At 69.6% G+C, this 20,637-nt stretch carries 22 protein-coding genes and 1 pseudogene; 8 read left to right on the top strand and 15 right to left on the bottom strand.

Features of this window, described 5'->3' with window-relative positions; all coding sequences use genetic code 11:
- Positions 1–8: 8 nt before the first annotated feature.
- The 5 genes from ACFOWZ_RS38965 to ACFOWZ_RS38945 form a co-directional block, all read right to left on the bottom strand.
- The gene (locus tag ACFOWZ_RS38965; protein WP_382378976.1) at positions 9–719 is read right to left on the bottom strand and encodes a hypothetical protein; all 711 of its coding nucleotides are present in this window, start codon (positions 717–719) and stop codon (positions 9–11) included.
- Positions 716–1,297 (bottom strand): DivIVA domain-containing protein, encoded by a 582-nt coding sequence (locus tag ACFOWZ_RS38960; RefSeq protein WP_382378975.1) that lies wholly within the window; start codon positions 1,295–1,297, stop codon positions 716–718. The genes ACFOWZ_RS38965 and ACFOWZ_RS38960 overlap by 4 nt, the downstream gene beginning before the upstream one ends.
- 192 nt (positions 1,298–1,489) lie before the next feature.
- Positions 1,490–2,020, bottom strand: coding sequence for a hypothetical protein (locus tag ACFOWZ_RS38955; protein WP_382378974.1), 531 nt, complete (start codon positions 2,018–2,020; stop codon positions 1,490–1,492).
- An 81-nt stretch (positions 2,021–2,101) separates the two neighbouring features.
- Entirely contained in the window at positions 2,102–2,491 is a 390-nt protein-coding gene (locus tag ACFOWZ_RS38950; protein WP_382378973.1) for a hypothetical protein, read from the bottom strand.
- A 3-nt stretch (positions 2,492–2,494) separates the two neighbouring features.
- Entirely contained in the window at positions 2,495–3,301 is an 807-nt protein-coding gene (locus ACFOWZ_RS38945; RefSeq protein ID WP_382378972.1) for a lysozyme, read from the bottom strand.
- A gap of 219 nt (positions 3,302–3,520) precedes the next feature.
- Here ACFOWZ_RS38945 and ACFOWZ_RS38940 point away from each other — a divergent pair, with 219 nt between their 5' ends.
- The gene (locus tag ACFOWZ_RS38940; RefSeq protein WP_382378971.1) at positions 3,521–5,908 is read left to right on the top strand and encodes a penicillin-binding protein; all 2,388 of its coding nucleotides are present in this window, start codon (positions 3,521–3,523) and stop codon (positions 5,906–5,908) included.
- A 154-nt stretch (positions 5,909–6,062) separates the two neighbouring features.
- Here ACFOWZ_RS38940 and ACFOWZ_RS38935 read toward each other — a convergent pair whose 3' ends face one another.
- On the bottom strand, positions 6,063–6,614 hold the full coding sequence (locus tag ACFOWZ_RS38935; protein WP_382378970.1) for a hypothetical protein: 552 nt from the start codon (positions 6,612–6,614) through the stop codon (positions 6,063–6,065).
- A 121-nt stretch (positions 6,615–6,735) separates the two neighbouring features.
- Here ACFOWZ_RS38935 and ACFOWZ_RS38930 point away from each other — a divergent pair, with 121 nt between their 5' ends.
- Positions 6,736–7,290 carry a TetR/AcrR family transcriptional regulator gene (locus tag ACFOWZ_RS38930; RefSeq protein WP_382378969.1) on the top strand — a complete coding sequence of 185 codons (555 nt, stop codon included), beginning with the start codon at positions 6,736–6,738 and terminating at the stop codon, positions 7,288–7,290.
- A gap of 147 nt (positions 7,291–7,437) precedes the next feature.
- Here ACFOWZ_RS38930 and ACFOWZ_RS38925 read toward each other — a convergent pair whose 3' ends face one another.
- Genes ACFOWZ_RS38925 through ACFOWZ_RS38915 form a run of 3 tightly spaced genes read right to left on the bottom strand, consistent with a single transcriptional unit; the run spans position 7,438 to position 9,731 of the window.
- Positions 7,438–8,454, bottom strand: a complete 1,017-nt coding sequence (locus tag ACFOWZ_RS38925) for a Ppx/GppA phosphatase family protein (protein WP_382378968.1) — start codon at positions 8,452–8,454, stop codon at positions 7,438–7,440.
- 36 nt (positions 8,455–8,490) lie between these two features.
- A complete protein-coding gene (locus tag ACFOWZ_RS38920) occupies positions 8,491–8,907 on the bottom strand; it encodes a nucleoside deaminase (protein ID WP_382378967.1) in 417 nt (138 codons plus the stop codon).
- Positions 8,904–9,731 (bottom strand): LLM class flavin-dependent oxidoreductase, encoded by an 828-nt coding sequence (locus tag ACFOWZ_RS38915; RefSeq protein ID WP_382378966.1) that lies wholly within the window; start codon positions 9,729–9,731, stop codon positions 8,904–8,906. Before ACFOWZ_RS38915 ends, ACFOWZ_RS38920 begins: the two co-directional genes overlap by 4 nt.
- A gap of 93 nt (positions 9,732–9,824) precedes the next feature.
- Here ACFOWZ_RS38915 and ACFOWZ_RS38910 point away from each other — a divergent pair, with 93 nt between their 5' ends.
- Both ACFOWZ_RS38910 and ACFOWZ_RS38905 read left to right on the top strand, forming a co-directional pair.
- Positions 9,825–10,283: an Lrp/AsnC family transcriptional regulator gene (locus ACFOWZ_RS38910; protein WP_382378965.1), complete on the top strand. Its 459-nt coding sequence runs from the start codon at positions 9,825–9,827 to the stop codon at positions 10,281–10,283.
- 50 nt (positions 10,284–10,333) lie between these two features.
- Positions 10,334–10,747 (top strand): DUF3592 domain-containing protein, encoded by a 414-nt coding sequence (locus ACFOWZ_RS38905; RefSeq protein WP_382378964.1) that lies wholly within the window; start codon positions 10,334–10,336, stop codon positions 10,745–10,747.
- 1 nt (position 10,748) lies between these two features.
- Here ACFOWZ_RS38905 and ACFOWZ_RS38900 read toward each other — a convergent pair whose 3' ends face one another.
- A complete protein-coding gene (locus ACFOWZ_RS38900; RefSeq protein ID WP_382378963.1) occupies positions 10,749–11,009 on the bottom strand; it encodes a hypothetical protein in 261 nt (86 codons plus the stop codon).
- Between the two features lie 117 nt (positions 11,010–11,126).
- Here ACFOWZ_RS38900 and ACFOWZ_RS38895 point away from each other — a divergent pair, with 117 nt between their 5' ends.
- Entirely contained in the window at positions 11,127–14,318 is a 3,192-nt protein-coding gene (locus ACFOWZ_RS38895) for a S8 family serine peptidase (protein ID WP_382378962.1), read from the top strand.
- Here ACFOWZ_RS38895 and ACFOWZ_RS38890 read toward each other — a convergent pair.
- Positions 14,311–14,562, bottom strand: a complete 252-nt coding sequence (locus tag ACFOWZ_RS38890) for a hypothetical protein (protein WP_382378961.1) — start codon at positions 14,560–14,562, stop codon at positions 14,311–14,313. The genes ACFOWZ_RS38895 and ACFOWZ_RS38890 overlap by 8 nt on opposite strands.
- 193 nt (positions 14,563–14,755) lie before the next feature.
- On the bottom strand, positions 14,756–15,091 hold the full coding sequence (locus ACFOWZ_RS38885; RefSeq protein WP_382378960.1) for a hypothetical protein: 336 nt from the start codon (positions 15,089–15,091) through the stop codon (positions 14,756–14,758).
- A 277-nt stretch (positions 15,092–15,368) separates the two neighbouring features.
- Here ACFOWZ_RS38885 and ACFOWZ_RS38880 point away from each other — a divergent pair, with 277 nt between their 5' ends.
- The gene (locus tag ACFOWZ_RS38880) at positions 15,369–16,454 is read left to right on the top strand and encodes a VanZ family protein (RefSeq protein ID WP_382378959.1); all 1,086 of its coding nucleotides are present in this window, start codon (positions 15,369–15,371) and stop codon (positions 16,452–16,454) included.
- Between the two features lie 149 nt (positions 16,455–16,603).
- Here the strand turns inward: ACFOWZ_RS38880 and tnpA are convergent.
- Positions 16,604–17,011: pseudogene (gene tnpA, locus ACFOWZ_RS38875) on the bottom strand (IS200/IS605 family transposase); the annotation flags it as partial.
- Between the two features lie 26 nt (positions 17,012–17,037).
- Here tnpA and ACFOWZ_RS38870 point away from each other — a divergent pair.
- Positions 17,038–18,306 carry an RNA-guided endonuclease InsQ/TnpB family protein gene (locus tag ACFOWZ_RS38870; RefSeq protein WP_382378958.1) on the top strand — a complete coding sequence of 423 codons (1,269 nt, stop codon included), beginning with the start codon at positions 17,038–17,040 and terminating at the stop codon, positions 18,304–18,306.
- Entirely contained in the window at positions 18,303–18,611 is a 309-nt protein-coding gene (locus ACFOWZ_RS38865; protein ID WP_382378957.1) for a hypothetical protein, read from the top strand. Before ACFOWZ_RS38870 ends, ACFOWZ_RS38865 begins: the two co-directional genes overlap by 4 nt.
- Before the next feature lie 88 nt (positions 18,612–18,699).
- Here ACFOWZ_RS38865 and ACFOWZ_RS38860 read toward each other — a convergent pair whose 3' ends face one another.
- Positions 18,700–19,323, bottom strand: a complete 624-nt coding sequence (locus tag ACFOWZ_RS38860) for a glyoxalase (RefSeq protein ID WP_382378956.1) — start codon at positions 19,321–19,323, stop codon at positions 18,700–18,702.
- Between the two features lie 67 nt (positions 19,324–19,390).
- Positions 19,391–20,629, bottom strand: coding sequence for a neprosin family prolyl endopeptidase (locus ACFOWZ_RS38855; protein WP_382378955.1), 1,239 nt, complete (start codon positions 20,627–20,629; stop codon positions 19,391–19,393).
- Between the last annotated feature and the right edge of the window lie 8 nt (positions 20,630–20,637).

Genomic DNA, 20,637 nt, shown 5'->3' with positions numbered 1-20,637 from the left:
GAGCACGATCACGAGCAGCTGAACAGCACCGGGCAGGTCGCTTGGTGCAGCGCCGCCCGCGCCGCCGGTTGGAGTCCTTCCGCCGGTGCGCGTTCCCGGCCCGACACCACGAGCAGGTCGCTCGGGAACGACCGCACCTCCTGGCCCACGGACCTGGTTTCGCGCACGAGTTCGACGATCACGCCGGGACAGGCGGCGTGAACGAGGTCGGCGGCGGCGTCGAGCGAGTCGGCCGCACCCGCGTACGGACGTGTCAGCACCCGCAGGCGGGTGGCTCCGCGCGCACGGCAGAACGTGATCGCCCGGCGCAGCACGCCCTCTCCCCCGACGGGATCGGTCACCGCTGTCACCACCCCGTGGCACCCGGCGAGCGCGGCGTTGGAACCGCCCAGGACGACGACGTCGCGGAGATCGCGGCCCGCGAGCGGCGGCGCGGTCATCGCGCAGGCGCGGGAGATGACCACCAGTCCGCCTTCCCAGCGGGCCAGGTGGTGGCCGTGGTGTTCGATGTGGACGGACAGATCCGGGTGCTGCGAGAGCAAAGCCGCGATGTCGGCGTGCGCGGGGTCGTTCTCCGCGGCGGCGTGCACCACCAGGCCGACGCCGAGCGCGGACGCACACGCGGCGGCCCACCGGACACCGGCGGCACCGCAGTCGCGGACGTCGACCAGCACGCAGGTCGCTGTGACGGCAACGGGTTCGGGAACGAGGGCGGTCATCGTGTCACGCTCGGCACGTCTGTCCGTTCGACGACGGCGAGAACGGGTTCGCCGTGCCGGGGCAGCGGCAGGTTCGGCGTGGTCGCGACCTCGTCGTACCAGTGGTCCAGCAACCGTTGCCGCTCAGCCAGATCGGCGAGCATGAGCCGGGACTGCTCCAGCGCCTCGCCGACGATCTCCCTGGCGCGCCGGTTCGCCTCGGCCAGCCTGCGCTGGGACTCCTGTTCGGCTTCGTCGAGCAGGCGGGCGGCGTTCTCCTCGCGAGTGCGGGCGCCGGCCTCGATCTGCTCGGCCTTCTGCCTCGCCACGTGCAGCAGGTACCGGATGCACCCGGAGACGGCGTTCTCGTTGCTGTAGCCCGCATGGATCTTCCGGTACTCGGTGAGCTCCGTGCGCGCTTCCTCCAGGTGACGGCTGAGGTCCTCCGCCGTGGTGAGAGCGGCGTCGCGGTCCGCGCAGGCGCTGCCGAGCAGGTGCTCGAGCCGCGCGTACGCCTCGTCGACCTGGTCCCGGTCGTAGCCGAGCCATCGGGTCCGGAAGCTCCTCCGACCCTCGTTCAGGATGTCGTCGATGGCCATTGCCCTTGTCCCTCCTGAACGTGGGCGGTGGTTCTGTCGAGTGGCAGATACCCCTGCTCAGGCCTGCCAGTCATTCTTGACCAGGTAAGCACCCTCTCTAGTGAATTCCTCACAGAGTGTCATCGGCAGCGGCTGTGCGCACACGTAGGCGCGCCGATCCGTGCGCACCGGCGCGCCTCGGACGTGCTCGGGTCAGCTCTGCCGGTTCCGCAGGAAACCGAGGTAGGACTCGGCGGCCGCGCGAGCCCTTTCCCGCAGCGCCTGGGGATCCGTGGCGGCCGCGGCCTCGAGACCCTCGCAGCTGGAGGCGAGCACGTCGGGTCCGAGCGCGGTCATGGCCAGGTCGGGCAGCTCGCTCTTCACGCACCGGGTGGCGCGCCCGACGGCGTCGGGACTGCAGTAGTCCTGCGGCGAGTAGCACTTCTCGACGACACCGTCGAGAACGGGCTTGGCGCGCGCGTAGATCAGTTCGAGTCCACCGAGCCCGGACACGGCCTTGGGCAGCACGACGTCGGTGAGCTCCTTGACGTCGCGCCGGTCTGTTCCTGGCCGTAGCTGGGCACCGCAGACGCGCGACATGAACTCCTCGCGGGTGATCTTCGTCAGCGTGCCGACGGTGTCGCTGAGGTTGCCGTAGCACGCGATCGCGTTCGCTGCCGTGGGAGCGAGCACCAGCGGGATCGCGGCGCACAATGCGGCAAGTGCGGTCGTCCGGGTTTTCACGTCGTCCTCCTGGGAATGCGGTCGATCGGACGATCCGCTGGTACCCGGGCACGATCGTGAATTGAACATCGGCGGCGAAGTTCAACCGCATCGAGTGACGGTGAATTCGTGTTCGACTTTCGCGTCCAGCACCAGCGGCGTCGCGCTGCGGACACGTGCCAGGAACGTGTGACCCCCTTCAGCGGGTGAGAAATTCTCGAGAGTGACGCGGTTTCCGTCGCGGCGAGTGGCGATCGTCGCGTTGTCGACGAGAACTTCCACTCGATCCAGGACGCTGTCGTCACCGGCCGTCACGCTGATGTCGGGCACGGCCGCCGCCGTCAGGACGGCGCCGTCGTTCAGACCGTCGACGACGAGGCCGGCTCGTTCGATGTGGACGACGGAGCCCACCACGACGGTCGACGACACGGCGAAGACCACGGCGAGGAAGACGAGCAGGACGAGCTCCGACCTGCGGGCCGACGCGTGCACCGGTCATCCCGAAGCGAGCGCGGCGAGCCGGTCTGCGCCGCCGTTGAAGACGTTCTGGTCGATGGGCGACGAGGTGAACTGCCAGATCGTGTGGAACGGCCAGCGGTACGGCAGCGGGCCGACGGCGGGCGCGTACCTCGCGATCCACAGCGCGTTGGTCGAGCTGAAGTCGCCCGTGCGGCCGGTGCACCTGTCCCACCACAACGTGGACGTGTAGATCACCGGCCAGCGCTTGGTGAGCGCGTGGTAGGTGTCGCTGAAGCTGCGGATCCAGCCCACCATCGCGGCGTGGTTCAGGCCGTAGCAGGTGTCGCCGCCGTACGGGTTGTACTCGATGTCGAGTGTGCCGGGCAGGGTCTTGCCGTCGCGCGACCAGCCGCCGCCGTTCTGCACGAAGAACCTCGCCTGCGTCGCGCCGTCGGACTTGTTCGGCAGCGCGAAGTGGTAGGAGCCCCTGATCATCCCCACGGCCGCGGAACCGGTGTACTGCTGCGTGAAGTTGGGGTTTCGGTACCCGGTCCCCTCGGTCGCCTTGACGTAGGCGAACCTCTTGCCGTTGCGCCACCAGTGTCCCCAGTCGACCTTGCCCTGGTGGCTGCTGACGTCGATGCCGTCGACCCGGCCCACGCCGAGGTCCGGTGGGGTCAGCGGCATCTCGCCGGTGCCCTCGTGCTTGGCGATCTGCGAGCCCGCGGAGTGGTCTTCCGAGCCGTCGGCCGCGTGCGCGGTGGCCGGGCTCAGAATGCTCACGACCAACGCGATCGCAGCGGTGCGAATGACGAGATGACCGGCACATGGTTGCGACGACATTGGTTTTCCTCCCCGCACGTGAATGGTCCTGATGGCCAGCTACCCGTGCCGGGAACGGAAAAACCGGACAGCGATTTGTTGACACAAGAGGGTGAGCAAGAGGCTGCATTGGCACTCGCGGTGACGAATTCTCGTCGTCCAGTTCATTCGATGCGGGCGCCTGATCGCTGTTTCGCCGGGTAACCGTCTTCAGGCGCATTCAGCGAGGGGAGTCCGACCGTGGAACGCAAACCGATCGTGCGCTGTGCCGGCGAGCTCGCCGCCTGCTGCCTGCTCGCCGGTGTGCTGCTCGCCGGGCTCCTCTTCCCCGCCACCGCGACGCTCGGAGCGTTGTCCAACAAGATCAGCGACCAGGTGAAGTCGACCCTGGCGCTGATGCTGACGACGGATCCGCCGCTGATGACGACCGTGACGGACTCCGGCGGGGCGCCGATCGCGCACCTGTACGACCAGTACCGGGTGCGGACACCACCGGACAAGATCTCGCCGCACATGAAGACCGCGTTGCTCGCGATCGAGGACCGCCGCTTCTACGACCACCACGGCGTCGACTGGCTCGCGACCCTGCGTGCCGCCGCCCGCAACAACTCCAGCGGTTCGGTGCAGCAGGGCGCCTCCACGCTCACGCAGCAGTACGTGAAGAACTACCTCGTCCACGTGCTCGCCCGCACCGACAAGAACGCCCAGCGCGCGGCCCAGGAGCAGAGCGTCACCCGCAAGCTCCGCGAGGCGCGCATCGCGGTGGGCCTGGAAACCGCGCTGAGCAAGGACGAGATCCTGGCGCGCTACCTCGACCTGGTCCCGTTCGGGTCGACGATCTTCGGTGTCGGCGCGGCCGCGCAGGCCTACTTCGACACGACGCCGGACAAGCTGACGATCACCCAGGCCGCGACGCTCGCGGGCATGGTGAACAGCCCGACCGCGCTGGACCCGGAAGCACGGCCGGACAAGGCTTTGGAGCGCCGCAACCTCGTGATCGACGCGATGATGGCGGACGAGAAGCTCCCGAAGGACGAAGCCGAACGCTACAAGGCCGCACCTTTGGGCCTCAGCGAACCCGTGCGCCCGTTGCAGACTGGCTGTGTGGGCGCCGGACCGTCGTACGGCTTCTTCTGCTCGTTCCTCGTGAACTACCTGACCGAGGCCGGGTTCAACCTGGAGGAGCTGAAGATCGGCGGTTACCGGATCGAGACCACGCTCGACCCGCGCATCACCGAGAACGCGAAGCAGGCCGTCGAGAGGCAGGCCCCGAAGACCACTCCCGGCGTGGCGAACACCATGGCGGTCGTCCGTCCGGGCAAGGACGCGCACGAGGTCGTCGCCCTGGTGGCCAACCGCGACTACGGCCTGAACAAGGACCAGTTCCAGACCCAGTTCGACCTGCCGAGCGGCGTGGAGAACAAGTTCGGCACGGGCTCGGTCTACAAGATCTTCACCGCGGCCGCCGCCCTGGAGAAGGGCCTCGGCATCGACACGGTCGTCGCCGCCCCCAACTCCTACACCTCGAAGGTGTTCAAGGGCGGCGCCACGTCCTGTCCTCCCACCGGCGAACCGAACACCCATTGGTACTGCCTCGCCAACCACAACGACCGCTACCCGCCGCAGATGCCGCTGCGCCAGGCACTCGCGACCTCGCCCAACACGGCGTTCGTGATCCTGGAGGAGAAGACGGGCCTGGACGCCGTGGTGGACATGGCTTCCCGGCTGGGCATGCGCAGGACGATGGCCACGAACATCGCCGGCGTTCCTCCAGACCCCAAGGGCGACAAGGAACTCCGCGTCTCCCAGGCCGAGTACTACAAGTCCAACGGCAACGCCTCGTTCACCCTCGGCCCCGCGCCGTCCAGCACCCTCGAACTCGCGAACGTGGCCGCGACCATCATCAGCGGCGGCACGTGGTGCGACCCCACCCCCGTCCGCCGAGTCCTCGACCGGCACGGCAAACCCGTTGACCTGAAACGACCTGCGTGCGAACAGGCCGTGCCCACGCCGTTGGCCAACGCGCTCGCCGTGGGCCTGAGCGAGGACAGCAAGGGCATGGGTACCGCGTCCCTGACCGCGCGCAAGGCCGGCTGGAAGCGCCCGATGATGGGCAAGACCGGCACGACCGAGGAGTACAAGTCCGCCGCCTACCTCGGCGCCACCCCCGACTACGCCGGCGCGGTGCAGGTGTTCAACGACAGCACCTCGCCGAAGGGCATCTGCGTCAGCGCGGGCCCGCCCCGCCTGTGCGCTTCGGGCAACATCTACGGCGGCACCGTGCCGGCCGCCACCTGGTTCGACACGATGATGAAGGCGCACGCCGACCTGCCGGAGAAGCCCCTGCCCGAGGTCGAGGACCGCTACCGGCACGGCGACGGCCAGATGAAGGTGCCCGACGTGGTGGGCTCCGACGTCGGCCGGGCGTCGGCGGTGCTGCGGGAGGCGGGCTACCAGGTGACGACCGTGCAGGTCAGCTCGCCGCAGCCACCTGGCGCGGTGGTCGCACAGTCGCCCCAGGGGATCGCTTTCCGGGGCACCGCGGTGACGTTGTCCGTCAGCAGCGGGGCGCCGCCGACCGATGCCGCGCCGCCGGTGGACGCGGCTTCGGCGCCGCCCACGAGCTGACCGGAGTGGCGGGGAGCCGGGGTGGTGTGACGGAAGCAGGGTGGGGCGACTGGAAGCAGGGTGGTGCGGGACGCGGAGTGGGGCGGGAAGTGGGGTGGAGCGGGAAGCGGGGTGGGGCGAAGTTGGTGAGCGTGCCCCACCCGACGCCGCACGCTCAGCGCCCGCTGGCCACCCCAGGCCGCAACCGCACCGCCGACACCAGGAAGAAGATCCCACCGATCAACGCGTACCCCGCCAGGTTCGCGAGCGTCGCACCGTCCGCCCCGGCCTGGAGGATGAACGACGTTCCCGCCAGAACCGAGATCCCACCGCTGAGGATCATCGGCCACTGCCCGCCCATGCCCCGCCGCACGACACCGACGCCGAGCTGCACCAGCCCCGCCACGATCGCCCACGCACCCCACACCCGCAGCACGCCGGGAATCCCCGACGACGCGGCGACCGCAAGACCCGCAGCGGCCAGCAGGCTGATCGCGACGTTCACGTAGAGCCCGGCGCCCGCCCTCGTCTCCTTCGACGCGCGGAGGTCGACGATCGCGGCGGCCACGTCGAACACCGGGTACAGCACCAGCAGCGCGACGCTCACCGGCCCGAGGCTGGACGCCGTCGCGAACAGCAACCCTGCCCAGACCAGGGCGAAGGCGAAGCGGACGAAGTACAGGCGCCGCAGTGCGGTCCCGCTGTCCTGAAGGGCAATGGTGCTCATGACTCTCTCCGAGTAGATAGAACGTTCGGTCTCCCTATCGACCATCGCAGCCCCACTCGCCCACGTCAAGACCGAACGTTCTATCTGCTAACGTGGCCACCACGACGAAGGGGAACAACACGTGTCCGAAGCGCGATCGCGACTGCTGACCACAGCAAGCCGCCTCTTCTACTCGGAGGGCCTCCACTCGGTGGGCGTCGACCGGATCATCTCCGAGGCGTCCGTGACCCGCGCGACCTTCTACCGCCACTTCCCCGGCAAGGAAGACCTGCTCGTCGCCTACCTGGACTTCGCCGACCAGGCAATCCGCACCCAGGTGGAAACCGCCCGCAACACCATGCAAGACCCGACCGACGTCCTGCGAGCCGTAGCGAGGTCGATCGCCGACGGCATCCGCTCACAAGGCTTCCGCGGCTGCGCCTTCCTCAACGCCGCAGCGGAATACCCCGACCCCGAACACCCGGTGCACCAGGCAGTCCTCGCACACCGGCAGTGGTTCCTCGACACCGTCACAGACCTGCTGGCTCGAACCGGAGAAGGCTCACCCGGCCCCGCCGCACGACACTTCGTCATGCTGCGCGACGGCGCGATGGCGGCGGGCTGCCTCACCGATCCGGCGCCGATCTGCGAGACGTTCCTGCAAGGGGTCGAAGGGATCCTGCGGTACCGGAGCTGAGCGAGCGGAACGGCAGCGGACCCGCGACGCCAGATGCTGCGGCAGCATGCGCGCGGCACCAGCCCCCACAGCACCACCCGACGGCACCAGACCCCGCGGCACCAGACCTGAGCTGCCGGACCTCAGCGACTCGCCCGGCCCCGAGCCCTACACCGGGTCCCCGTGCAACGGCGTAACCGTCGCATCAGCAGCCTCAGGCAGCCGAACCAGCGGCTGCAACGGCAACGCCACCTCCGCATCCGCCATGGTCGCGAGGTGCTGCAGCATGATCCCCTCCCGCAACGCCCACGGACAGATCCGCACCTGCTCAACCCCCAACGCCGACATGGCCGAATGGGCCACCACCGCCCCGGCCAGGATCTGCCGCGCGCGAGGCTGAGACACCCCGCGCAGCCGCCCCCGTTGCTTGGCCGACAGCTGGGCCAGCCGAGGAATCCACTCCCGGACATCGCTGACGTGCAAAGTGCGCCGAACGAACGGCCCCTCCCGCTGCGGCGGTGCCCCAGCCAGGCGAGCCAGCTGCTTGAACGTCTTGGACGTCGCGACCACGCGCTGCGGCACGCTTTCCCACCGCAGCCGGTCGACCACCTCGGCGAGGGTGTCGTGGACGTGTCGCCGCAACGCCTTGAGCTGGCCGCGGCGCGGTGGGTCGTGGTGCAGGAAGGCTCGTGTCAGGCGGCCCGCGCCCACGGGCAGCGACAACGCCAACTCGGGCTCGGCGTCGCGGCCCAGGGCTATCTCCATCGAGCCGCCGCCGATGTCCAGCAGCAGCAAGCGTCCAGCCGACCAGCCGTACCAGCGGTGTGCGGCGACGTAGGTCAGGCGGGCTTCCTGCTGGCCTGACAGGTACTGCGGGCGGATGCCGACCACGCGCTGGATCTCGTCGATGATCTCCTCGCGGTTGGTCGCGTCCCTGATGGCGGAGGTGACGAACGTGTAGAGCTGGTCGACGCCGTGGTGGTAGGCGGCCGCGACCGCGTCCTTGACCGCCCGCACCGCCCGTTCGACGCCGGCCTGGTCGATGGAGCCGTCGGCGTCGATCGCCTCGCCGAGCAGGGTCGGTTCCTTCACGCAGTGCGCCGGCAGCGGTGGTGCGCCCGCGCGGACGTCGACCACCTGCAGCTGTGCCGAGTTCGATCCGATGTCCAGTACGCCCAGACGCATGGACTGTCCCTACCCCGCCACGGTTGCGGCAAACCGTCAGGGGTAGTAGCCCTCGACCGGCACCTTCGCCTCGTCGTACAAGTACGGGCCGTCGGTGGGCACGGCCGGGAAGCCGCCCGACGTCTTCAAGCCGTTCAGCTGGTCGCCCGACAACGCGAACACCACGCGGCCGATTCCCGACCGGGCCAGCGCGCCCGCACACATGCCGCACGGCTCGCAGCTCGTGTACATCGTGGTGCCGGCGGCCGTGGCGGCGTCCAGGGAGCGGGCCGCCCAGCGGGCCAGCTTCAGCTCGGGGTGGGCCGAGATGTCCTCGTCGGTGATGGTGGAGTTGCGTTCCTCCGCGAGCACGGAGCCGTCCGGGCCGACCAGCAGCGAGCCGAACGGCGGGTTGCCGCCTTCGCGTGCCTCGGCCGCCAGTGCGATCGCCCGGCGCAGGTGTTCCTCGTTCACGTGAAGTCCTTTCGTACTGCGGCCAGTGCGTCCCAGGCGACGTCCGGACGCCGCGTCTCCTCCGGATCGCCCGCGAACGGGTCGAGCACCACGGCGTGTGCTCCGTCCGCTCGCAGTTGGCGCAGGTCCCCCACGACCTGCTCGAGCGTGCCCTCGCCCAGCCTGCGGTCGGCGAGCGGTTGGTCGGTCAGTCTCAGGAGGATGCGTGGCGCCAGGGCGGGTCGCGGGCGTCCCTCCTCCAAAGACAGAGTTTCCAGCCGTGCCAACGTTTCCCGCCACACCTGGGGTGTCTGCCGCAACGGGTGCCAGGCGTCGCCGAGCCGGATCGCCCGGCGCAGGCCGCCGTCGCTGTGGCCGCCGACCCAGATCGGGATGTCGCCCGCGCGGTAGCCCTCGTCCCGCCACGCCTCGCGCACCGTCGTGATCAGCTCGTCGGTGAGCTTGCCGCGACGCTCGAACGGCACGCCCAAAGCGGCGAACTCCTCGCGCGCCCAGCCGATTCCGAGCCCGAGCACGAAACGGCCGCCGCTCAGGTCGGCCAGGTTCGCCGCCATCCGCGCGACCAGCAGCGGATGCCGGTACGGCGCGATCAGCACGGTCGTGCCCAGGGTGATCCGCTCGGTCACGCCGGCGAGCCACGACAGCGCCGTGAACGGTTCGTAGAACGGTGCCGGGTACTGCGAGGCCACGTCGGGGGTCACCACCACGTGGTCGGACATCATCAGCAGGTCGAAGCCCAGACCCTCCACGGTCCGCGCCCACTCGCGCAGCACGGCCGGGCTGGTGCCGGGACCGAAGTTCGGGACGTTCACGCCGATCAACACGTGATCAAGGCTAGGGCCCCCGAAGCAGCCGGTGAAGGGATTCTTCACGGCATCCAACGCCGCAGACCGTGGATTTGACGGTAACTTGCCCGTATGACCGAGACCTTGGACCTCACGGACTGGGCGATCCTGGCCGAGCTGCAGCAGGACGGCAGGGTCCCGATCACCGAGCTCGGCCGCCGGGTGAACCTCAGCGCCTCGGCCACCACCGAACGCGTGAAGCGCCTGGAGAGCATCGGCGTCATCACCGGCTACCACGCGAGTGTCGACCTCGGAAAGGCCGGCTACGGCGTCCTGGCCGTGGTGCGCCTGAAGTACCCCGGCAACCAGCACCAGCCGCTGCACAAGCTGCTCGCCGAACGCACCGAGATCCTGGAGTGCCTGCGCACCACCGGCGAGGACTGCTACACGCTCAAGGTCGCCGCCACGTCGATGCCGCACCTGGAGAAGGTCGTCGACGAGCTGATGGCGTTCGGCAGCACCACGACCAGCATCGTCTACAGCCAGAGCATGGCGTACCGGGGCGTGGGCGCACCGCCTCCGGAGAACTGACCTGTCACGTTCGGGGTCGGCGAAACGATGTTGCGGACGAGGGAGGCGTGGTGGCGAAGCTGAAGTCGGGGACCGGCCGGTTCATGGCCGGGGTCCTGCTGGTGGGCGCGGTCTGGGGGCTCGTGGGCGTGATCCAGGCGTCCACCGAGCAGAGGTCGTGGGCCAGCACCGAGGGCACCGTCCAGGAGCGCCTGAAGTCGGGCAAGAGCGTCTCGGTCAAGGTCGAGTTCCCGCTCCCGGACGGCTCGAAGCAGGTCGCGACCCTGTCGGAGAACGGACCCGCACGCCAGCCCGGTGAGCGCGTGACGGTCCGCTACGACCTGCAGGACGGCAAGGTGACCGAGGCCGCGCTGGCGGACAACGACGAGGCGCACTGGGTGTGGAGCGTCATCCTGGGCTTCGTGATCCTCGGTGCCCTCTTCGCGAACTTCGTGGCCTGGACGTCTCCGCCGAGGTACGACTGAGTCACCTCCGCCAGCCCGCCAGCACGGCACGTGCCGCGACGAGGTCGTCGACGGCCACCACGTCGTGTCCGCCGGCCAGCACGAGGTCGTTCTCGGAGGCGACCACGAGCATGGCGCGCTTCTCGGCCAGCGACTTCGCCTGCCGGACAACGCCTTTCGCGTCGACGCGGACGAGCGTGACCGACGGGTCCGTCCAGTGGTACCCGTCCACGGCGCTCAACCTCTCGACGCCGTCCAGGCTGAACCGAGTGAATCTCGGCATGTCACCCACCTCCAGTGGTGCTCACCGAATTGGTCTACACCAATAGGCCGCACGAAGGTAAGGGGCCAGTCGGTTCCGGCCCCTCCACGATCGCGCCGGGTGACGTAGACCGGCGACATGCGACGACTTCGAACGCTGGCGGCCGGGTTCGGGTTGATCATGTCCCTCGCCGCCGCGGCACCGGCCGGCGAGGTCCCACCGTCCGAACAGGACAGATCTGTCACGCTGGTCACCGGCGACCAGGTGCTGGAACGCAAGATTCCTGGCGGCTCCTCGGTCTACGTGCCGCAGCCGGGGAACGGGCGCGACGGGATCCGGTTCGTGCAGTACGGGATTTCCGGGCACCACTACGTCATTCCGTCCGACGCGGCACCGCTCGTGGCGGCGGGCAAACTCGACGAGCAGCTCTTCGACGTGCCGGAACTGCTCGCCCAGGGTGAAGAACTGCGGCTCGTGGTGCAGCACGGCGACAAGACCGCGCTGCCACACTCTCAACGGCTCGCGAGCCTGCCCGCAACCGCTGTGCAGGTGCCGAAAGCCCGCACGGCGGACCTCTGGCCGAAGCTCACCGGCGCCGACGTCACCAAGGTGTGGCTCGACCGCAAGGTCCAGGTCTCGCTGCACGAGAGCATGCCGCAGATCGGCATGCCGGCGGCGTGGTCGGCCGGGTACACCGGCCGGGGCGTGCCGGTCGCGGTGCTCGACACCGGCGTGGACGTGAACCACCCCGACCTGGCCGGCGCGGTCGTGGCGGAACGCGACTTCACCGGCAGCACCAGCGGGACGGCCGACCGGTACGGCCACGGCACCCACGTCTCCTCGATCATCCGCGGCACCGGAACCGCGTCGGACGGCCGGTTCCGCGGCGGGGCGCCCGCCACGTCGCTGCTGTCCGGCAAGGTGCTGGACGACTGGGGTTCGGGCTACGTCTCCTGGGTCGTGGCGGGGATGGAGTGGGCGGCGGAGAACGGCGCGCGGGTCGTGAACCTCAGCCTGGGCACGAGCGTGCCCAGCGCGGGCGACGACCTCATGTCGGTCGCCGTCGACCGTCTCACGAAGCAGACCGGCGCGTTGTTCGTCGTCGCCGCCGGGAACAACCCGGCCGTGCTGGGCTCCCCCGCCGCCGCACGGGAGGCGTTGACCGTCGGTGCGGTGACCAAGCAGGACGTCGTCGCCGGTTTCTCCGCTCGCGGCCCCCGCTCGTTCGACAGCCTGCTCAAGCCCGACATCACCGCCCCTGGCGTCGACATCACCGCGGCACGGGCGAAGGACACCGAGATGGGCGCACCGGTGGACGACCGCTACACCACGGCTTCGGGCACGTCGATGGCGGCGCCGCACGTCGCCGCGGCCGCCGCGGTGCTGGCCGGGAGCCATCCCGGCTGGCGGGCACCGGAGCTGAAGGCCGCCCTCATGAGCACCGCGAAGGCGCTGCCGGGCGAGACCGTGTACGCGCAGGGTGCCGGGCGGGTCGACGTCGCACGGCTGGTCCGCCAGCACACCTACGCGAGGCCGGGTGCGGTGAGCTTCGGCCCGGTGCACGACCAGGACCAGCAACAAGTCGTGACCGTGCACAACACCGGAACGGCACCGGTCACCCTGAAACTCGCCCTCGACGTGCGCGACCCGAGCGGAAACCCCGCCCCGGCAGGAATGTTCGGCACGGACACCGACCAGGTGACGGTCCCGGCCACGGGTAGCGCCCAGGTCACCGTGCGGGCCCGGACGCAGGCGTCCGCACCGCCCGGCAACTACGGCGGCTGGCTGGTGGGGTCCTCTGTGGACGACGTCGTCCGGGTCCCGGTCGCGCTGACCAAGGAGGCCGTGCCGCACCACGTCATCGACCTCGTGACGCTCGACAGCACGGGCAAACGCGTGACGGGCTACCCGATCTGCGTCAGCCTCGACACCGGCGAGCGCTGCCAGTTCATCCAGCGCGAGGACGGCCGGCTCTCGGCACGGGTTCCGGCGGGACGGCACCTGCTGGCCACGAACGTCTTCGAGCCGGGATCGAAGCCGGACACCTGGCAGGTGTCCGCGGTCGTGCGGTTCGTCTCCGTCGGCAGGGACAGCACGTTCGCCCTCGACGCGAGGACCGCCCGTCCGTCCCAGGTCACCGTGGACCGGACCGGGAGCACCGACCTGGGCGGCATGATCACGCTGGCCTGCGACACGCCCGCGGGCAAGGCGATGTTCAGCGCCTCGGCACCGCGGCTCACCGACCTCCGCGTCGCACCGGCGAAGGACGAGATCGACGCGAAGTGCCGCAGCACGTTCGGCACGGTGCTCGTGTCCGAAAAGGACACCTACCACCTCGTGTTCCCGTCCGTCGGCGACGTTCCCGCGCCGGAGTGGGCCGTCCACGACGACCAGCTCGCGGCCGTCGAGACCAGGAACGCCGTCCAGGGCACCGCAAAGCAGCACGCCGTCAAGACCATCTCCCCGATCTCCGACGGGTGGTTCGTCGTGCCGTGGACCTCGCTGACCGTGCCGCTGCCCAGCACGCGGACCGAACACCGCTCGCCAGGGCCGTGGACCTGGTACACGTACTTCAACACCTACAACAGCGACGGCGAGATGTTCCTGTCGCAGCAGATCGCCAACACCACGTACCCGACGGCAGGCCCGCGCACCGAACGGTGGAACGCCGCCGTGTTCGGGCCGAGCCTCGCGCCCGTGGACAGCACGGCCTACCGCTACGGCGACACCGTGCTCTTCCAGATCCCTCTCTACGGCGACCAGTCCCCCGACCACTCGGGTTACCTGCCCGGCATGACCGGCACGGTGTCGTTGTTCCGCGACCACGAGCTCATCGGGCCGGGCTCGATCCCGTTCGGCAACGTGAGCGCCTGGGCCCAGATCCCGGCCGAACCGGGCCGCTACCGGCTCGTCGTGGAGGCCGAGCAGTCGTCGCTACCGCTGTCGTCGCGGATCAACGCCGAATGGACGTTCCACTCGGGCCACGTCGACGACTCGACGCAGATCCCGTTGCCGCTTCAGGTGATCCGGTTCGCGCCGCCGGTCGACGACCGCAACACGGCACCGGTGGGCCAGGAGTTCCGCGTTCCGGTGTCCGTGCAACGGCTCGCGGGCGCACCGCCGTCCGTCGTCATGGGCATCTCCGTGTTCGCCTCGTACGACGAAGGAACGACGTGGTTCCCGGTGCAGCTCGTGCCGTCCGCGACGGGCTGGGACGCGGTTCTGCACCACCCGCCGGGCGCTCGCACGGTGTCGTTGCGCGCCACGGCGACCGACGCGGAGGACAATTCGGTGCAGCAGACCGTCCTGCGCGCCTACGAGCTCAGGTAGCCGAGGACCAGTCGACGTCGTCCCACTCCACCTCGTGAGTCCCGCGGTGCAGCACGCGCTCGATCCGTTCGAGCAGCCACGGCGGCTGGATGCCGGGCCGCTCGAACCCGAGCAGGCGTCCTCGCCACCGCGGGGACACACCACCGATCTCCGCGCTGAGCGTGAGCAGCGTGACGAGGTAGGAGCCGGCCAGGTTCGCCAACGCGGCGCGGGGTCCGAGGCGTTCGCGGACGAGGTCGAACACGGACGTCCGCTCACCGCGGCGACCCTGCCGGACATCTCGGCGTAGAGGCAGATGCCGACGACACCGACGACCACGACCCAGGCGAGCCGCATGCCGAACCGGGCACCCGTCTCGGAGTTCGCGACCAGGTCGCCGATGTCGACGAAGCCGCCGATCGCGGTGAGGATGCCGAGCGTGACGGCCAGGAAGCGTTTCACCGCAGGCCCTCCAGCACCGTGGTGAGCTCGTCCCCGACCGCGGCGAGCCCGTCCACCGCACCGGTCGCCGCGGCCCGGTCGTCGTCCTCCAGCCCGGCGTCGAGGTCACCGAACAGGCGAGCGGAGTCCTGCAGCAGCGGCAGCACCTCGTCCCGCAGGTCCCGTGAGCTCTGGTCGTGCACCTGCGACTCGGCGATGTCCGAGATCGCGGCCGCCACGCTCTTGCGCGCGTCTTCGAGCACAGTGGACTCGTACGGGCCGAACGTGTTGCCTCCCAGGGCCGTTTGCCCGGTGATGCAGGCGGTGCCGACCGAGGGCACCGCGTTCTGCACGCTCGTCTCCACAGTGGACCGGAACTGTCCCGGTGTCCGGGGCCGGACACGATCAGCACCACGGCGAGCAGCAACGCCCCCCAAGCCGATCAGCACCGCCCGTCGACGCGTTCGCACCCCGACCGCCTACCCGCGTTCGGTGTGCTCGAAACCTGGGACCGACCGGCGGTACCCGCTGCCGCCGTCCGACGGATCTTCACCGGACGTGGTTTGGCCGGGTGGCGCCAACGGGCACAAGAGCGCTCGGTGTGGGAGCACGAGTCGGAGCGGTGAAAGCATGATGGTGTCGTACTGGGAGACCGCACGAACGGGGTTCCTGGCGTTCGTGGGCACAGGGCTGCTGGTGCTCGTTCCCCTGGTGTCGCTGCACTACTACCGGTTCGGGCGGGTGGAACCGCGGCGGGCGTTCGTGCTGTACGGCCTGCTCCTCTACGGGCTCGTGGCGCTGGCGTTGATCTTCCTGCCGTTCCCGGCCGCGCAGGTGTGCCGGGGCGAGCAGATGCTCTCGACGGTGCCGTTCCAGTGGTGGACGGACATGAACAACAACCTGGCGGCGAACGGGCGTTCCGGCATCACGGCGATGGTGACCTCGCAGGCGTTCCTCCAGCAGCTGTTCAACGTCGCGCTGTTCGTGCCGCTGGGAGTGGTGCTGCGCAAGGCGTACGGCAAGGGGGCGTTCGCCGTCGTCGCGATCGGCCTGGCGCTGTCCCTGGCCGTGGAGGTGGTCCAGTACACCGGCAACCTCGGCTACTACCCGTGCCCGTACCGGATCGCCGACGTGGACGACCTGATGTCGAACACCTTCGGCGCGTTGCTGGGGTGGATGGTGGCGCCGGCCGCGCTGGTGGTGCCGAGGGTTCCGCACCCGGACGACTCGACCGCGCCCGCCGGCACCGTGACCGTGCCCCGCAGGCTGCTCGGGCTGGTCGCGGACCTCGTGCTGGTGATCGTGATCGCGAAGCTGTTCCTGCACTCCGATCCGCGGTGGGCGGTGTGCGTGCTGGTCGTGTTCCGCGTCGTGGTGCCGGCCGTGGCCAACGGGAACACCGTCGGCGGAGTGCTGCTGGGCTACCGGATCCGCGCCGAGGACGGCTCGCGGGCGAACCCGCTGCAGCTCGCGTTGCGGGAACTGCTCGGCGTCACCGGTCTGGTGGCCTACGCGGCCGTGGTGTCGCCGATCATCGGCATCGGCAGGTTCGACCTCGTCGTCGTGGCCTGGTTCGTCCTCGGCACGTTCGTCGTCCCGGTGTTCCGGCGTGACCAGCGCGGCTGGCACGAGCAGGTGGCGCGGACCCGTGACGTGTTCGCCGCCCGGACGTCCGGGTACCCGGACCGCCATGACGACCTACACGCACACGGCTGAGGCCGACATCCCGGCCGACACGCTGTTCGGGTTCCTCGCCGAGCCCAGGAACCTGCCGCGCTACCGGTAATGCGGGTCAGTGCGCCGGGCTTCAGCCCCGTGGTGAGGTCCCGCGTGGGAGGCCGGTGACGGCCGAGCGTGTCCTGGACCGGTCGGTTTTGCTGCTCGATGTACTGGCGCAGTATGGAGATCGGGGCGCCACCGACCGAACCTGCGAAGTAGGAGCCCGACCAGAGTCGTTGTGCCCGCCAGTAGTGGCGGGCGAGTTCGGGGAATTCCTGTTGTATCCGGCGGAAGGAGACGCCCTTGAGGGAGTTGACCGGCTTCGAGATCGCGGCCGTGGGCGGAAAGTTCACGAGCAGGTGCACGTGGCTGTTCTCGCCGTTGAACTCGACCAGCTCGGTGCCGAAGCCGACGCAGACCGCTCGCATGATCTCTTCCGGCCGGGTCGGGTGCCGGTTGCTGAACACCTTGTGCCGGTCCTTCGTAACGAAGATCATGTGCGTGCGAAGCGAAAGACTGTGCCGACCAGTACGAACACCCGCAAGATCTGCCATTTGGGTCAATCCGATACGGTCCGGTTGTGCAGCTGCGGTACAACTTTCGCGTCTACCCGGAGCCCAGTCAGCGGGACGCGTTGGCGCGGGCGTTCGGGTGTGCGCGGGTGGTGTTCAACGACGCGCTGCGCGCACGCCGGACAGCGCACGAGAACGGTGAGCCGTACCCCTCGGACGGTGCACTGTCGAAGCAAGTCATCACGCTGGCCAAGGCGACGCCAGAGCGGGCGTGGCTGGGTGAGGTGTCGGCGGTGGTGTTGCAGCAGGCGCTGGCGGATCTGAACACCGCGTACCGCAATTTCTTCGCCTCGGTCACGGGTAACCGGAAGGGCCGCAAGGTGGCGCCGCCGCGGTTGCGGTCCCGCAAGGACAGCCGGCAGGCGATCCGGTTCACGCGCAACGCCCGGTTCACGGTGCTGGGCAACGGGCGGTTGCGGTTGCCGAAGATCGGTGACCTTCCCGTGCGCTGGTCGCGTGAGCTGCCGGCTGAGCCGTCCTCGGTGACGATCGTCAAGGACGCGGCAGGCCGGTACTTCGCCTCGTTCGTCGTCACCGCGGGGCGGGACGAGTCGTTGCCGGTGGCCGGGTCGGAGGTCGGTATCGATCTGGGGCTGACGCATTTCGCGGTGCTTTCGGACGGTACGAAGGTGGCCGCGCCGAGGTTCCTGCGGCAGGCGGCGCGCAGGCTGCGGCGGCTGCAGAAGTCGTTGAGCCGCAAGGCCAAGGGCTCCAACAACCGCAGAAAAGCTGTCGCCAAGGTGGCCCGCGCGCATGCGCGGGTGGCCGACACGCGGCGGGACTGGCAGCACAAACTGTCCACGGCGATCATCCGCGACAACCAAGCGGTGTACGTCGAGGACCTGTGCGTGGCCGGTCTCGGCCGGACCCGGCTGGCGAAGTCCGTGCACGACGCCGGGTGGTCCGGTTTCACCGGCATGCTGGAGTACAAGGCTGTACGCCACGGGCGTGTATTCGCCCGGATCGACCGGTTCACACCCACGTCGCAGACCTGCTCGGAGTGCGGGCGGGTCGACGGGCCGAAACCGCTGTCCGTGCGGTCGTGGACGTGCCTGTGCGGCGCGACTCATGACCGGGACGTCAATGCTGCCAGGAATGTGTTGGCCGCCGGGCAGGCGGACAACTCAAACGACCGTGGAGCGCGGGTAAGACCAGCACGTGTGCTGGCACCGCGCCGTGAAGCGGTAACCCACCCGGACGCCGCGCGGTCCACGCGCAGCGTGGAAGGAATCTCCGTCGCCCTTCAGGACGGAGAGGATGTCAATTTCCGCAGATGACGGCCGCCGAACCCGAGGGCGGTGACCAGGTCCACGTGGAGGCCGAGGTGCACGGCCACCACGTCGAGGGCGAGGCGTGGGTGCGGCCCGACGCGCAACGCCGCACGCTCGAGTGGGGAGCCGAGGGACCGGACGACTACCACGGCGAGCTCCAGGTCGAGGAGCTGTCGCCGGGACGGTCGCGCATCACCGTGAGCCTGCACAGCGTGCGAGAGGCGCAGGGCGACGAGGTGCAGCGCGGGCTCGAGCAGACGGTCGCGGTGCTCACGCAGACGGCGGCGGCCGACGACCGCTCGTCCGGCTGAGGCCTGGGAGCATGTCACCCGAGTAATGCCCGGCGGTGGGCGGCGGCCGCAGGCCGAGCGGGCGGCCGGCCCGCTCGCCGCACCCGGATCACGCGCCGAGCTGGCCGACCGGTTGCCCTGACCAGGCGAACCCGTCCGGGTCGGTGAACGAGGTCGCACCACTCACGACGATCCGGTGCGATCCGGAGCCCTCCGGGGACACGCCGGCGTCCTTGGCGAGCGCCTTCCGCCGGTACAGGCCCAGCTTCACCGGCCCGGAGGACGCGAACTGCACGTACATGCGGCCGAAGCTCTTCTCCACCGTGAAGCCCTGGTCGAGGTAGCACTGCTTGGTCGCCGCCACGTCGGTGACGCCCAGGAGCAGCACGACGTCGTCGATCTGCCCGGTGGCGGGGCCGGTGTCCTTCTTCGCCGAGGTCGCGATCTTCCAGATGGTGCCGTCGGGGGCCTGCACGACACCGCCCCAGCCCCAGATGGACTTCGAGACGGGCTTGAGCACCGTGGCGCCGGCGTCCACCGCGGCACCGACCAGGGCCTTGACGTCGGCGGGCTGCGACACGACGAGGGACAGGGTGAAGCCGCGGAAGCCGGTCGTCGGTTCCTGCGACTCGCGCAGGCGCAGCTGGGGGCCGAGGCCGAAAGCCTTGGCGTAGAAGCGTTCGGCGGCCGCGAGGTCGGCCACTTCGAGGATGATCGCGTCGATTGAGGTCATGCCGGAAACGGTAGGTGCGGCCCGGCAGCCGGTGCTTCTCGATTCCTGACCGACTGCCGGACGAGGCTCACAGCGGGCAGTTCGTCCCGCCGGGTCCGCCGAAGAAGATGTGGGTGCCCCACGCGCTGTCCGTGCTCGACGCGATCGCCACCCGGTAGCAGCCCGGCGACACCTCTCCCGGAACGAGCTGGGCCGCGACCGGGATGCCCGCCGTGTTGTTGACGCCGATCAGTCGCTGGTAGGCGGCCTTGCCGAAGCCCTCGGACGGGAACCGGCCCGAACCCATCGGCGGGAAGAAGCTGAACCCGGTGGTGGTCTCCCCGCCGAAGGACGCCTGGAACGCACCGGATCCGAGGGTGCCGTTCGAGAAGAGGCTCGCGGGGTAGGAGCCGACCCACACACCGCTGGCGTGGAACCACCACCGGTTCTGCGTCAGCGTGAAGCCCATCCGGACGTGCCACTGGGTGCCGTCCGTCTGCGACACCGGTGTCATCGCGCCGTGCAGGACGTGGTTGGCGCCAGGCGTGTAGGCGAAACCGCCTGGGCTGTAGTCGTTGTAGAAGCTCGCGCCTTTGGCGTAGTTGTTGTTGGTGTAAAACACGAACAGGCGTGGCAGCGTGTCGTGGACGACGTTCGGCGGAGCGGCGATGACCCCGGCCCGCCAGCCGCACTCCACGGTCTGCAAGGTGACGAAGGGAAGCATCCCGGTCGAGTACCACTGCTGCGACGCGGACGACAGCAGTGTCGGCGAGGTCAGGTTGTGTGGCCAGATGTTGACGTCGCTCGCGCCACCGAGGTTGGGCACCTCCTGCCTGGCTTGGGCGTGGCGGCGCACGTTGTCCCCCGCCTTCGGCCCGATCAGGAAGTCGTCCAACGTGGAGTGGTCGGCGGCCAGCCGTTCGAGGTTGTGGCGCAGCACCGGGACCGTGCCGGGCGGGCACCACCTCTGGTTGCCGTAGTCGTCGTGGTTCTCGGGGCTCAGCGGCGGCGGGATCGGTCTGCTCTCCCCCAGGGCGGGGTCGTCGTGGTCGCCACCGGTCAGCTCCAGAGGCGGGTCGGGCGGTTCGGGGACCTCGCTGCTGTCGCGCAACGCGAACTGCTGCTCGACCGGCACGCAGTCCACGACCTCGCCGCCGGGTTCGACGAAGCTGTGCCGCACGTCCACGCCGTCGTAGCGGCTGAGCAGGAACTCGCGCATCTGGTCGAACGAGTCGTTGTCCGGTTTCACCTCGCTGCTGCTCTCCTGCAGCGAGGCGTACTTGACGGACGAGAGCGACTTGCGGAAGTCCTCGAACGGTTCGATCATCGCGGTTC

The sequence above is a fragment of the Lentzea rhizosphaerae genome, from assembly GCF_042649515.1.
Classification (GTDB): domain Bacteria; phylum Actinomycetota; class Actinomycetes; order Mycobacteriales; family Pseudonocardiaceae; genus Lentzea; species Lentzea aerocolonigenes.
The sequence above is the reverse complement of the archived record's forward strand: the minus strand, read 5'-3'. Positions and strand labels throughout refer to the sequence as shown.

Bases quoted from the DNA above. Each gene is read 5' to 3' on its own strand.
- ACFOWZ_RS38965 (WP_382378976.1), bottom strand. From the start codon at position 719: ATGACCGCCCTCGTTCCCGAACCCGTTGCCGTCACAGCGACCTGCGTG.
- ACFOWZ_RS38960 (WP_382378975.1), bottom strand. From the start codon at position 1,297: ATGGCCATCGACGACATCCTGAACGAGGGTCGGAGGAGCTTCCGGACC.
- ACFOWZ_RS38945 (WP_382378972.1), bottom strand. From the start codon at position 3,301: ATGTCGTCGCAACCATGTGCCGGTCATCTCGTCATTCGCACCGCTGCG.
- ACFOWZ_RS38935 (WP_382378970.1), bottom strand. From the start codon at position 6,614: ATGAGCACCATTGCCCTTCAGGACAGCGGGACCGCACTGCGGCGCCTG.
- ACFOWZ_RS38925 (WP_382378968.1), bottom strand. From the start codon at position 8,454: ATGCGTCTGGGCGTACTGGACATCGGATCGAACTCGGCACAGCTGCAG.
- ACFOWZ_RS38910 (WP_382378965.1), top strand. From the start codon at position 9,825: ATGACCGAGACCTTGGACCTCACGGACTGGGCGATCCTGGCCGAGCTG.
- ACFOWZ_RS38900 (WP_382378963.1), bottom strand. From the start codon at position 11,009: ATGCCGAGATTCACTCGGTTCAGCCTGGACGGCGTCGAGAGGTTGAGC.
- ACFOWZ_RS38895 (WP_382378962.1), top strand. From the start codon at position 11,127: ATGCGACGACTTCGAACGCTGGCGGCCGGGTTCGGGTTGATCATGTCC.
- ACFOWZ_RS38880 (WP_382378959.1), top strand. From the start codon at position 15,369: ATGATGGTGTCGTACTGGGAGACCGCACGAACGGGGTTCCTGGCGTTC.
- ACFOWZ_RS38865 (WP_382378957.1), top strand. From the start codon at position 18,303: ATGACGGCCGCCGAACCCGAGGGCGGTGACCAGGTCCACGTGGAGGCC.
- ACFOWZ_RS38860 (WP_382378956.1), bottom strand. From the start codon at position 19,323: ATGACCTCAATCGACGCGATCATCCTCGAAGTGGCCGACCTCGCGGCC.
- ACFOWZ_RS38855 (WP_382378955.1), bottom strand. From the start codon at position 20,629: ATGATCGAACCGTTCGAGGACTTCCGCAAGTCGCTCTCGTCCGTCAAG.